The organism is Bacillus sp. NPDC077411 (assembly GCF_044543425.1).
Classification (GTDB): domain Bacteria; phylum Bacillota; class Bacilli; order Bacillales; family Bacillaceae_G; genus Bacillus_A; species Bacillus_A bruguierae.
Genome location: NZ_JBITWA010000014.1, coordinates 67,833 through 80,410, shown reverse-complemented (window position 1 = coordinate 80,410; position 12,578 = coordinate 67,833). Strand labels below are relative to the sequence as shown.

16 protein-coding genes are annotated in these 12,578 nt (G+C 37.9%); 8 read left to right on the top strand and 8 right to left on the bottom strand.

Annotated elements, in window-relative coordinates; translation table 11 throughout:
• Nucleotides 1–21: 21 nt before the first annotated feature.
• From ACIGHG_RS17515 to ACIGHG_RS17490, 7 genes are all read right to left on the bottom strand, one after another.
• A complete protein-coding gene (locus ACIGHG_RS17515; RefSeq protein WP_336472087.1) occupies nucleotides 22–1,014 on the bottom strand; it encodes an ABC transporter permease subunit in 993 nt (330 codons plus the stop codon).
• A gap of 1 nt (nucleotide 1,015) precedes the next feature.
• The gene (locus tag ACIGHG_RS17510; RefSeq protein ID WP_396549627.1) at nucleotides 1,016–1,897 is read right to left on the bottom strand and encodes an ABC transporter permease subunit; all 882 of its coding nucleotides are present in this window, start codon (nucleotides 1,895–1,897) and stop codon (nucleotides 1,016–1,018) included.
• Between the two features lie 439 nt (nucleotides 1,898–2,336).
• Nucleotides 2,337–3,689: an MFS transporter gene (locus ACIGHG_RS17505; protein WP_396549682.1), complete on the bottom strand. Its 1,353-nt coding sequence runs from the start codon at nucleotides 3,687–3,689 to the stop codon at nucleotides 2,337–2,339.
• A 107-nt stretch (nucleotides 3,690–3,796) separates the two neighbouring features.
• Entirely contained in the window at nucleotides 3,797–3,859 is a 63-nt protein-coding gene (locus ACIGHG_RS25710; protein ID WP_413788878.1) for a tetracycline resistance efflux system leader peptide, read from the bottom strand.
• A gap of 153 nt (nucleotides 3,860–4,012) precedes the next feature.
• Nucleotides 4,013–4,777: a TIGR01457 family HAD-type hydrolase gene (locus ACIGHG_RS17500; protein ID WP_336472085.1), complete on the bottom strand. Its 765-nt coding sequence runs from the start codon at nucleotides 4,775–4,777 to the stop codon at nucleotides 4,013–4,015.
• A gap of 92 nt (nucleotides 4,778–4,869) precedes the next feature.
• Nucleotides 4,870–5,505 (bottom strand): helix-turn-helix transcriptional regulator, encoded by a 636-nt coding sequence (locus ACIGHG_RS17495; RefSeq protein WP_336472084.1) that lies wholly within the window; start codon nucleotides 5,503–5,505, stop codon nucleotides 4,870–4,872.
• Between the two features lie 69 nt (nucleotides 5,506–5,574).
• Nucleotides 5,575–6,015 carry a DUF86 domain-containing protein gene (locus tag ACIGHG_RS17490; protein ID WP_090918391.1) on the bottom strand — a complete coding sequence of 147 codons (441 nt, stop codon included), beginning with the start codon at nucleotides 6,013–6,015 and terminating at the stop codon, nucleotides 5,575–5,577.
• Between the two features lie 148 nt (nucleotides 6,016–6,163).
• Between ACIGHG_RS17490 and glpX the strand changes: the two genes are divergently transcribed.
• The 3 genes from glpX to ACIGHG_RS17475 all read left to right on the top strand — a co-directional run bounded on the left by glpX (nucleotide 6,164) and on the right by ACIGHG_RS17475 (nucleotide 8,289).
• Complete coding sequence (gene glpX / locus ACIGHG_RS17485; RefSeq protein ID WP_090918389.1) at nucleotides 6,164–7,135, top strand: class II fructose-bisphosphatase; 972 nt, start codon at nucleotides 6,164–6,166, stop codon at nucleotides 7,133–7,135.
• A 15-nt stretch (nucleotides 7,136–7,150) separates the two neighbouring features.
• Complete coding sequence (locus ACIGHG_RS17480; protein ID WP_020063086.1) at nucleotides 7,151–7,417, top strand: DUF3055 domain-containing protein; 267 nt, start codon at nucleotides 7,151–7,153, stop codon at nucleotides 7,415–7,417.
• A gap of 371 nt (nucleotides 7,418–7,788) precedes the next feature.
• Entirely contained in the window at nucleotides 7,789–8,289 is a 501-nt protein-coding gene (locus ACIGHG_RS17475) for an Hsp15 family protein (protein ID WP_090918385.1), read from the top strand.
• Between the two features lie 57 nt (nucleotides 8,290–8,346).
• Here ACIGHG_RS17475 and ACIGHG_RS17470 read toward each other — a convergent pair whose 3' ends face one another.
• Nucleotides 8,347–8,649, bottom strand: coding sequence for a YutD family protein (locus ACIGHG_RS17470; RefSeq protein WP_090918383.1), 303 nt, complete (start codon nucleotides 8,647–8,649; stop codon nucleotides 8,347–8,349).
• 303 nt (nucleotides 8,650–8,952) lie between these two features.
• Here ACIGHG_RS17470 and ACIGHG_RS17465 point away from each other — a divergent pair, with 303 nt between their 5' ends.
• From ACIGHG_RS17465 to ACIGHG_RS17445, 5 genes are all read left to right on the top strand, one after another.
• Nucleotides 8,953–9,525 carry a YhcN/YlaJ family sporulation lipoprotein gene (locus ACIGHG_RS17465; protein ID WP_396549624.1) on the top strand — a complete coding sequence of 191 codons (573 nt, stop codon included), beginning with the start codon at nucleotides 8,953–8,955 and terminating at the stop codon, nucleotides 9,523–9,525.
• A gap of 265 nt (nucleotides 9,526–9,790) precedes the next feature.
• On the top strand, nucleotides 9,791–10,567 hold the full coding sequence (locus ACIGHG_RS17460; RefSeq protein ID WP_396549622.1) for a YhfC family intramembrane metalloprotease: 777 nt from the start codon (nucleotides 9,791–9,793) through the stop codon (nucleotides 10,565–10,567).
• Between the two features lie 183 nt (nucleotides 10,568–10,750).
• Nucleotides 10,751–11,317, top strand: a complete 567-nt coding sequence (locus ACIGHG_RS17455) for a histidine phosphatase family protein (RefSeq protein ID WP_396549620.1) — start codon at nucleotides 10,751–10,753, stop codon at nucleotides 11,315–11,317.
• A gap of 58 nt (nucleotides 11,318–11,375) precedes the next feature.
• A complete protein-coding gene (locus ACIGHG_RS17450; RefSeq protein ID WP_396549680.1) occupies nucleotides 11,376–12,068 on the top strand; it encodes a YoaP domain-containing protein in 693 nt (230 codons plus the stop codon).
• A 22-nt stretch (nucleotides 12,069–12,090) separates the two neighbouring features.
• The gene (locus ACIGHG_RS17445; RefSeq protein ID WP_336472080.1) at nucleotides 12,091–12,558 is read left to right on the top strand and encodes a YbaK/EbsC family protein; all 468 of its coding nucleotides are present in this window, start codon (nucleotides 12,091–12,093) and stop codon (nucleotides 12,556–12,558) included.
• Nucleotides 12,559–12,578: the final 20 nt, after the last annotated feature.

The window sequence follows — 12,578 nt, the reverse complement described above, 5'->3', positions numbered from 1 at the left end:
ACAGAACCCCAGATACAGCTTTTAACCTTCTTTGTAAAATGTAAATGAATTCGCTGTTATAGTTACCCGTTGATCTTTGTCGTGTTCATCTATTTGTTCTTTTGGCTGATATTGCCTCTCCATCGCTACTTTCATGCGGCGTACAATTGTATTCCCCGCAATAATAGTAAGGGTAAAACAGCCAATCGGTACCAGTGGAATCCAAGGATGTACTGATAAAGAGCGGAAATATAAGCCGATAAGCCCAGACCATTCGCTGCTGACGGATTCAGATTCACCGCCAGAGAAGACAATGGTTCCACCAAAGAAAATCTCTAATACGCCTAGATGTGCGAAGAGGATTAAAGCTTGTACAAATTGCTGCATTAAGACAATCATGAAGAGTGGCCGTAAATTCGGAAATAAATGTATCTTGATAAGGTGCCACTTGTTACCGCCAAGTGTACGAGCAGCGTGCATAAATGCTTCAGACAGCAGTTTCTTCGTTTCATTTGCAAAATAAAAAGACAGCGTCGGTAGTGCTAGAACGATAAGAACCATCATTTGAAAGAAAATGCGTTGATAAAAGGGCGGAGGTATTTCGCCGTTCGCAAACTGCAATACATTCACTAGCATAAAAAAAGCGATGAGTGTCATTGGAATAACGGTAAAGCTATCAGATGTCGCTTCAAGATTTCGAAAAGTTCGCTTTATATAAAAAGCAATAAAAATTCCAATCCCAATCCCAAAAATGGTGCGGATGACTGCGATGAGAAAGGCAGCGCCAATACTCCATTTTGCTCCTTCGATGACGCGGTGCAATAAATCATAACCTTTCTTATCTGTACCTATTGGGAATTCTAGAGAAGGAGGAAACGGTGCTGCTTCTACTTTTCCATTTTCATCAAATCGTATCGACACTTGGCGAACTTCTCCGTCCATGAAGATAGAGTTTCCGATGCTTGCAAGGACGAAAAGAAGGAGAAAGGAAACACTAACAATGAAAGATTTATCCTTTTTTAATGTACGCCACATGTTATGCTTCTCCTTTCAATTCGTCTGGAATGAAAATGTGAAACAACTTAAAGATGATAAAAATTGGTATATAAATGAGTAGCATTGAAATGATAAACACTTCAGGAATGCCGTAATCTTTTATGAATAAAAAAGTGCCTGGGATATTAAAAAAATATTCAATGATGTATAAGCTCGATAACATAAACCATATGTTTGTTTTCGAGAAATAAAGCATGCTCAGTAACACATTGCGTAGCACGTGATGATTTAAAATATGTAGTTTACTGAGCCCTTTTGCACGGGCTAACAATATATAATCTTTTTGCAATTCTGTTTCAAAGCAAAATAAAAGCAATTTTACAAATAGTATAATGGAAGGTAAGCTAAGGCATAGTATTGGAAGCAAAACGACCTTTTTATCACCTATGCTTCCGATATTCATAATAAGTACATCTGTTTTTTTGTAAATATACACAACAAGTAACTGTAATCCGAGGATGAATAACATATCTGGGATGGACTCAAGAAAGTCGAGAAAGACCATTATTTTTTCTTGTTTACGTTTTGATAGTTGCAGAATGATGTATACGATGATGAAAGAAACGAGTACAGAAATTAGTAAGGACATCAAGAAAACAAATGCAGTTTCTTTGTACTGTATGAGAATTTGCGGGAATAATGGTCTCCCGTTTGATGGGTCCATATAAGGGCCATAATAGGTTAACGGTTTATTGCCAAACAGTTTTGAAAATGTCGATGTAATAGAGTCGATGTAATGATGAACGTTAAGCTCCATACCAATAAATAATTGCGGCAATGTACCTAAAAAGAAAATGACGATTATCGATAAGACGAGATGAATCGGTATTTCGACAAATTTATTTGTAAGTATTTTTTTCATATATGACCCCCGTATATTTTATGTAATATATACGATGAATTTGTCGGAAAATCCTTTTTATGTTAGGGAGATTTTTTATATATTCATTGATATTAGCCTGGTGAGTAACTTGTTGAATTTTGTCTTTGTCATGTTTGTTTGATACATTCCCAAAAGATATATTATCTTCAATTGTGAAGAAATAACGAATAAAATCTTGGAAAAGCACCGTGATATTTTCTCTTAACGAATGTATCTCAATATCACGAATAGAAATTCCATCGAAATAAAATCCCCAATTTAAACTGCGGATTTCTTAATGAGCCATATGATAATTCCAGCAGCTCCGCAATAGGACATAGCGATCAGGCCACTAAAAAACACTTCACTTCCTTTCTTCCCCAGATTGACTAAGTAATTACAAAGAAGCCAAACATTTTGTTCGGCTTCTAACCATCAATTACAATTCATTTCTTCTTCGACTATAAGCCACTGTATAGATGGTTGTACCAGTTAATATGGCAACAATAAAAACGAGTAGTAAATTACTATACAAGTACGCTTTCGCATTTTGTATAGTGGAAAGTAACGGATATTCTAAAATATGTTTTGTTAATAACCCACCAACAATCGCTATCCCTAGTCCTTCTGCTAAAAAGCAGGCGAAGCTGAGAAATCCCATACCTGCACCGACTTCCTTCGGCCCCAGAGCATCCGCAACACTCGTAGAAATGACTGTTTTAACGAAGGAGAGTCCACCAAACATTAGAATTAACATACCTGAAACGAACCATGATGTTTGATCTGCAAATAATGAAATGATAAAAAAGCTCGCAACAATGAAAAATGAGCCAAGCCATAGAACAAATGTAGTTCCTCGTCTATCAACTAGGCTACCACCAACAGTGCCGAATACCATTACACTCATCGTCCCTGGGAATATAACCCACCCGATCATACTTGCAGACAGTTGGTGTATATCTCTCATCATATAAGGAATCATTGCTATACAACCTGCCACAGTACCTAAAAGAACGCAACCAGTTAGAACTCCCAATATAAACTTTCGGTTTATAAATAATCTTGGTTCTATAAAAGGTTGTTCAACCTTGTGTATATGCAAAGCGAAGCCTGCAAACAACACAAAACTAGTCACCAAATACAACCAATTATATTGTGTTGTATATATAGTAAATGTGACAATTCCACAGGACAGTAACACTATTCCAAAAGTATCTATCCTCTTCCCCTTTATGGATTCATTCGGAAGTTCTTTTAGAAAAAAGGGGATAGTAAACAGTGTCAGCATCGGAATCAGAAAAAGAAAGGGCCACTGTACATAATGAGCAATCATCCCGCCAAGAGCTGGCCCTATTCCTTCTCCCATAGCTACCAATGAGCCGATTATGCCAAATGCTTTCCCGCGATCTTCTGATTTCATGTAGCGTGCAACGATTACCATAATAAGCGCTGGCACTGCTGATGCACCAGCACCTTGCATAAAACGCGCAGCAATTACAGCCAAAAAATGAGAATGTGCCAACACTCCTAAAAGTGATCCACCACTATAAGCAAGCAGACCAAAGACAAGTAATTTCTTCACACCATATTTATCACTTATTGTTCCGTACGTGATTGATCCAATCGCAAATGAAAGCATAAAACTTGTATTTACCCAGTTAGCTAAAGATGGTGATATACCAAGATCTTTCGCGATATCAGGTAAAACTACATTAAAAACCATTTCGTTCAATACACTAAAGAAAGCAAGAAAGCCAAGCCATAGAAAAGCCTTCTTCACATCAGTAAACACATAATTCGGTAAATCGGTTACTGTAGTTGATATATTACTATTCTTTAATTCTTGTAAATCTTTTTCCACTAGGATGATACCCCCATATTAAAGGGGAACCACGCAGTTTATAGGGTAAATGATGCGTTTTCCCCTTGAATTTGTACCCTCATCATTTTTGCGCACTTCATAAATACGCCTCCTCATTACATTTGTTCCATATTATACTATCTAACTGCTTGGCAAGAAAGAAATAAAACCTCACACAATTCGACCACATCTATCAGCAAAACAAATTTTTTATAATAAAAAATAGGCAACCATTTACGATTGCCTATCTCTTCTTACATCTTCTCAATCCACTCCGTCAAACTGTGGACAACATGCGTTGGCTGCACGTCGTATTCTGTTAATTTTTCCACAGATGTAACTCCTGTGTGGACAAGTAGTGTATCCATGCCCGCATTCATGCCTGCTAAAATGTCCGTGTCATAGTTATCCCCAACCATTAATGTTTCTTCTTTCGTTGTTCCGAGTACTTTTAATGCTTGCTCCATAATAATGGATTCCGGTTTCCCAATGAAAATTGGATTTACTGTTGTGGATACTGCTACAACGGATGTTAAGGAACCGTTCCCTGGTAATAAGCCACGTTCTGTTGGAATCGCAATATCACCGTTTGTTGAAATGAATGTTGCCCCGTTTCGAACAGCTAAACACGCTTTTGCCAATTTTTCATACGTAATTTCACGATCTAGTCCAACAACGACAAAATCAGGATTACTATCCACAAGTGTGAATCCTTTTTCCACAAGTGCATCACGTAAACCTTCTTCCCCAATCATATATACAGAAGCATTTTGTTTTCTTTCATATATAAAGTTCGCTGTGGCCATGCTTGTTGTAAATACTTGCTCTGGTGTAGCCGGAATATCAAACTGCACAAGCTTGTCTGCCACTTGCTCTGGTTTACGCGTCGAGTTGTTCGTCACAAATAAATAAGGTAAGTTACGCTCTTGCAGCGCCTTTATAAAATCGCTCGCCTCTTCAATGCGTTCTTCGCCTCGGTACATCGTTCCGTCTAAATCAATTAAATAGCCTTTATACACAGATGTCACTCCTTCTTGATACATACTCTCTTCTTATCGTATCCTCTTTTCCAAAAGAAAAAAACGCTTTTTCAAAAAGCGTCCCATAATGTTCATTTTTTTTCTATGATTTGATACGAACAGAAACAGTCTCCCACGCACATACTCGATAATACTTTTACATCAGTGGTTGGCAATAGCTTATTATACATACTTTTCTCATCATGACAAATTTGCGGAAACTTTTCAGCTACCTCCATTAACGGACAATTTTGTTTTTGTAGTATGAAAGAATGTTCACTTTCTTGTTCTACGCGCACCATATACCCATTTTTTTCTTGCATGATTGCAATTTCTTTTAAGCGCTCTAATGTTGTTTCCTTTCGATTTACACGTTTTGCCAATTGTTCTTCCATACGGTCTGTTCGCGCCTGCAAAAGTTTCTTAACAAGTTCTTCATCGCCAATACGCTGCAAATCTTCTAGCATTTCGACTGCAAACTGCTTATATTGTTTTGGAAACAAGTCTTCTCCTTTTGCACTTAAACAGTAGACATACATTGGTCTTCCGACATGTTGCCGTACCATTTTCATTTCAATGAGCTTATCCTTCTCAAGCTTACTTAAATGACGACGTACGGCCATCTCTGTAATTTGCAACGCTTCTGCTAATAACGAAACCGTTTGTTCTCCTCTTACTTTCAAAAGTTGAATAATTTCCTCTCTTGTGGAACGTGCCGCTTCCCCCATTTCTTAACTCCCTTCGAAAAAGCTCTAACGGACAGTATACATCATGGTCCATTAGAGCTAAAACATAATCTATTCTCCCACAAACGCAGATACAGGACCAAGCTCTTGTTCCAAATACCGGCGAATATTGACAGGGTATTGTTTTATCATATCAATATGTTTTTGCACTGTATGATACACTTCTGTATGGTTCATACTTACATAATCCTGCACAATCATTTTTCGAAGACGAACGACTTCTTTTAAATGTTCTCCTTCTTCATTTGTAACAACTTTTTCATCCATTAAAATATCAATAATATCTTCATAGCTACCCGGATCGCGCATAATAAATCCATCAATCATGGCATTGCCTACATCTAAAATAGAATCAATCATAAGATGCGCCATACGCTCTAATGCATATTCCTCAAGCGCTCCCTTGTATTCTTGCTTTGTTTGAAATGCTGCAACAACTTTCTCTAAACACTGTAACATTTGTTCAATTTTTTTACGGTCTACAAAGTACATATATGTCACCTACCTGGAAATTAAAGCATTTTCATTCCCAATTGTAACCTTTTATTCAAAAAAAATCGACAATTTTTCGAATTCACCTTTTTCCGGTTCTTTGTTATAGTTATATTTGTATGATTTTCGGAATTGGAGGAATGTCACAATGGAACGTGAACTCGCATTAGAAATTGTCCGTGTAACAGAAGCAGCAGCCCTTGCATCAGCACAATGGATGGGCCGTGGGAAGAAAAATGAGGCAGATGACGCTGCAACAACTGCAATGCGTACAATGTTTGACTCTGTTAACATGGCAGGTACTGTTGTGATTGGCGAAGGGGAACTTGATGAAGCACCGATGCTTTACATTGGGGAAAAGCTCGGAACAGGAAACGGTCCAGAAGTAGACATTGCCGTTGACCCGTTAGAAGGAACAAATATCGTAGCGAAAGGTCTTGCAAACGCAATGGCTGTTATCGCTGTCGCTGATAAAGGAAACCTTCTACATGCTCCTGATATGTATATGGAAAAAATCGCGGTTGGCCCAAATGCAGCTGGTAAAATTAGCTTAGATGATCCAATCGAAAAAACAATTGAAATTGTAGCAGAAGCAAACAATAAAAAAATTCGTGACTTAACAGTTATCATCCAAGAACGTGAACGTCATCAAGAAATTATTAACCGTGTTCGGGCAAAAGGTGCACGCGTAAAATTATTTGGTGATGGTGATGTTGGTGCATCTATCGCAACAGCTCTTCCAGGCACAGGAATCGACTTATTTATCGGTACTGGCGGTGCCCCAGAAGGCGTTATTTCTGCCGCTGCGCTGAAATGTCTTGGCGGAGAGATGCAAGCACGTCTCGTTCCAATGAATGAAGAAGAAGCAGCACGCTGCCTTGCAATGGGTTTAGAAAACCCACGTCAACTGCTAATGCTAGATGATTTAGTATCCGGTGATGATGCAATTTTCTCAGCAACAGGTGTATCTGCTGGCGAGTTATTAGACGGTGTGAAATTCCTTGGCGGCGATTTAGCTGAAACATATTCGATCGTTATGCGTTATAAAACAAGAACAGTGCGCTTTATTAAAACGCACCACCATTTAGATCATAAACCACACTTAAATTTAGATATTTAAAAAGGAGTCATGTTCATGGAAGAACGTTTTTTTCTTTACGATGACACAGTAGAAACAAAAACGCGTTTCGTAAGCTTTATGGGAGAAAACGAGCGCCACGATTTAGCGCTTTTGTACTCCGATCGTCATTATGGCAAAACAATCGTCCTTGATATGCAGCGCAATAAATTTGCAATTATCGGTCGTGACGATTTAGAAGAACCTGGCTACTTAGAACATGCATTTTCGATTTCTGAAGAAAACGCAGAAGAATTACGCTCATTTTTATTTGAACTGATGTAATCCAAATCACCGGCTTGTAATAGAGCTGGTGATTTTTTCATGTTATTTGTTTTGAATTTTCAGTTTAATGTGTTATACTAACGACAAATCTATTTGGATAGAAAGGATGTCACACTACGTATGCCAACATTTACTTTGTAATGGATAAGCAACTGGATAGCATTACTCTCAAAAAAGCACAACGCTTTTTTCAAGGGAGTAGTCTGCCCAATTCCCATTACAAAGGAGCGTAGCACATCTGCAGTATGATTGTTACAAAGGTTCCTCACAAGGGAACCTTCTTTTATTTTTCTCTTTTTTCTATATTTCATACCGCAAGACATCCAAATAGATGTCTCACGTTCCTTTATCTAAATACGAGGTGAAGGAAAATGCAGAACGTACAACTTTTTTGGAACTTATATAAAACGGAATTAGAGACAACTGTTGAAAAACATTGTAAAAATTGTGGTCACACAGCTCTTTTTACTGATACGCACATTCGCAGGCATAACGCGAACGGTAAAAACATTTACCGTTTTGCAATTTACAAATGTGCAAAAGGACATACGTGGAATAAAAAGTTACACATTTATAAAACGCATTCTGAGCACGTGGAAACAGTCGACACCTTTCAAGAAGAAAGACAAGAAACGCTAAACAACATTTCAATTACGCCCTATCAAAATGGGGGAACAACTGAACTAACCATTCTCTTAGAATCCGTGCACGGAGTGTTTCGCATCGATAAAGTATTGGCAACCTATATTTCAGAATGGAGCCGTACAGTAATTACAGAAAAAATTAAAGATGGAGCTATTCAACTAAACGGTCAACAAATTAAACCAAATGCCAAACTTGCAGCTGGTGACTGTATTTCTATATATATGTAATTTGAATCATATCGAAAAGTAGAAGGAGCTGACTTTTTAAAAGCCAGCTCCTTCTTTTTACTTCTTCACTTTTCTCAGTACAAAGTACGAACACCCAAAATTACAATACTCATATAAATACTCAGATAACGTACTAATTTTTGTATCATACGTTGCACGCTGGTTACTATCATCAAAAAAGCCGCGCAAACGAAGCTGATCATAGCCCCAATCGCCCACAATGTAATCATATTTATTTAAAATTTCTGCATAACGAGCTTTAAATGCTTCTTCATTAAATCCATTTCGGTTCTCTTCTATTACTTCATAGTGGATATTATTCACATGAACTGTAGTGCGAATCTCCTGTTTTTGCTCCATCTTCCAATCCCTTTCCTATTCTTTCTTCTTTTTATCGTATCATAAAGCCTCAAAACCAACAATTTCAAATACAAAAAACCTTCTCAGTGGGAAATGCTATAAAGTGAAACTTCCTTTTGGAATGCTCTTCTCCAAAAGGTTAGTTGAACTAATCGGGCTCTTATGGGCAGTTAACACTTCTTTGCTTTTTCTAACTATTACTGCCCGTTAGAGCGGGGTAAAGTGAAACTTCCTTTTGGAACGCTCTTCTCCAAAAGGTTAGTTGAACCAATCGTGCTTACATCAAATAAGGAGAAAACAATCATGAAAAAACAACTGCTCTTATCCCTTCTCACTCTTTCCATCTGTGCTGGATGTCAAACAAAGAAAGCAGAAATGAAACGTGAAGAAGGAAGCCGTGTACTCGTGTCAGAACATAAAGACTTATACGGGAAGGACGTACCAAACCGAATGCTAACACGGGTTGGCTATTCTCATAAACAAAAAGATGAAGTATCCAATCGCCCAGTTGGTACCATTAACAAGGAACGATTAGCTGAAATGATTACAGATTTAACCGTCAAACTACCAGATGTCATGAACGCCGCAACACTTGTAACCGATGACGAAGTGTTTATTGTCTACCGAGCAAACACAACAGACCCAGCTTTAGTTGCTGATCAAGTACAAAAAACAGCACTGTCTATCGTTCCCCGCTATTACAAAGCATATGTATCAACAGAACAAAAATTAGTATCACAAATTCAAGGACTCAAGTCAGGCACATTAAACGATAAAGAATATGCTCAAACACTTGATATGCTTAAACGTGAAATGAGCAAAAACCCGCACTTAAATAATACACAAACGGATACAATGCCTAATACGATGAAGTAAAGTGAAACTTCCATCAGTGGGGAGTTCTTCATCCTTCACTGATGGAAAGCCCGCCCAATCGGACTTTTACGGGCAGTTATCCCCCACCTATCTTCTTCGCTTCTCTCCAAATCTTGAGGTGGGGGTCTTACTGCCCGTTGATGCGGGATAAAGTACTATCTGTTGAATCAAATAACCTGGGAAGATAATCTCAGGTTATTCCCTAAACATTTCACCGTTTTTCAGGCATAATATAGAATATATATATTAGAAAGTGGTGAAATTTATGGTTTCAAATGCAGCAATTGGAAGTATAATCGTCCAAATCATTATCTGTGTTCTTATTCCGATTATTGCTCTCATTTATTTTCGGAAAAAGTATAAAATCTCTTTCAAAATTGTCGGTGTCGGAATTGTATTTTTTATCGGATTCTCACAAATTTTAGAGAAAACGTTACATGTATTTATATTGGGAAATCCAGCGACAGCTCCACTGTTAAAAAATTCGTTTATCTATGCCATATATGGTGGATTAACAGCTGGCATTTTTGAAGAACTTGGACGTTTTATTGCCTTTTACTTTCTACTCAAAAAGTATCAGGAATATAAAGATGGTCTCGCTTACGGAATTGGTCACGGGGGGATTGAATCATTATTAATCGGAGCAACCACTGGAGCCCAAACTCTCGTATTTGCTTTCGCCATTAATAACGGTACCTTCACCAAAATGATTGAAAAAGTACCACAGCTTAGCGCTGTCCAAGACGCCTTAATACATAATCCGCCTTATCTCTATTTATTTGGCGGAGTTGAACGACTCGTTGCTTTTATCATGCAAATCGCTCTCACAATGCTTGTCTTATACGGTGTAAAGTATAAAAAATACATGTTTGTAGGACTGGCAGTATTCCTTCATGCGTTTGTTGACTTTTTCGCAGCACTCTACCAACGCGGGCAAATTCATTTGTTCGTAATCGAAGGACTGATGATGCTATTTGGTATCTGTGCTTACATGATTATTCGTAACATAAAAACAAAATTTACATTAGAACATGCAAGCTAAGCCGGCTCGGCTTAGCTTTTTATTTTGTAAGAAACCCCACCCAACTTCCCAATAATTAGAAAAAAGAGGATTTCCCACTCTATTTGTCGAAGTACGTACAAATTCGTCTATATAAAGTGAAACGAACGGAGCACATACCAGCAGTTAACTATTACTTCCTGTTAAAGAAAAGAGGAATGAATTATGAAGAAATTAATTGTTGTCCGCCATTGCATGGCAACTGGACAAGAACATGATGCCCCGCTTACAGCAATAGGCGAGCAACAATCAAAAGATCTTGCCAATTTTCTCATTACAAAACGACTTCCTATCGAAAATATTATCTCTAGTCCCTTTACTCGTGCTGTTCAATCCATTACACCTTACACGTCACATATGCAGCTCCCTATTCAAAAAGATGCACGGTTAACTGAGCGTATACTGAGCGGCGCCCCAATGAGTAATTGGCTACAAATGCTAGAGCAAACATTTACAGACATAGATATCACTTTTCCTGGCGGAGAATCTACACGCCAAGCGACGGAGAGAGTTCGATCACTTATCCACAGCATATTACAAGATGATACACAAAAGGTAACAATGCTCGTTACACACGGTAACTTATTCACACTTATTTTAAGAATGTTTGACGAAAACATCGGTTTTTCCACATGGAAAAACTTAAGTAACCCAGACGTATACGAAATTACAATCGAACATGATGCAGTAACTATCCACAGATTATGGGAGATACATTGTGAAACGAATTAACGTAACTACTGATAATTTAGAATCAGAACATATTTGCTGCGCTATATCTGACAAGAGAATGGCACGCGGAGTCCAGCAAAAGAAAGCATGGCTACAAAAACGAATAGAAGAAGGACTTGTCTTCAAAAAGCTAGATGTAAACGGGAAAGTATTTATTGAATACCTTCCAGCTGAATCCGCCTGGGTACCTATTATAGCTCCAGAATATTTTTGTATAAACTGCTTTTGGGTTTCTGGGCGCTTTAAGGGAAAAGGACACGGCGCGGCATTATTAGACGAATGTATACAAAATGCAAAAATCAATGGTAAACACGGTGTTGTTGTTATTTCAAGCAAAAAGAAGCGCCCGTATTTATCAGATGGCAGCTATTTAAAGAAAAAAGGATTCGAAGTTTGTGATACAGCACCACCTTACTTTGAACTCCTTGTGTATAAGTTTGATGTCGAGACACCTATCCCGCAATTTCATACGAGCGCAAAAGAAATGCATGCTGAAACTCAAGAAGGATTGGTTGTGTATTACACAGATCAATGCCCTTTTACCGATTATTATGTCCACCAAGAACTGAAAGAAATTGAGCAAGAATACGACATTTCTGTTCAGCGCAATAAAATTTCAACCCGAGAATCTGCTCAAACTGCGCCGTGTGCCTTTACAACATATAGCGCTTTTTATAATGGGCAATTCATTACACATGAAATTATAAACAAAAAGAAATTCGAAAAACTGTGGAAAACATTCAAAAAGTGAAACGAAAGGAGCTTGCATTCCGATGTACGAAGAAGTCATCTCGTTACTACATAAAACGAATGTTTTATATGAAAAGTTTGAACATGAACCTATTTTAGATTACGAAACAGATCGGCTCATTCGAGAACGCCTTGGCTTAGAAGGCGAACCAAGTAAAAGCCTCTTTATGAAAACAAAATCTGGGGCTCACTATGTCTTTTTTACATTAGAAGGAACTCGCCTCGATATGAAGCAAATGAAAGACATCATCGGTACACGCGTATCACTTTGTTCACCTGATGAACTAAGAGAGAAGACTGGATGCATTCCAGGTTGTGTTGCTCCGTTTGGTTATACACAGGATGTAACGATTATTGTGGATTCTTCTATTTATCAACACGAAAAAATATTAATTTCACCTGGTGTCCCTGAATTTACGATTTCGTTATCCACAGAAGAATTACGAAAGATTTTATCCACATGTGGAAATATTGTATTAGAATATGAATGAAACAAGAGCTGAAAATTCCA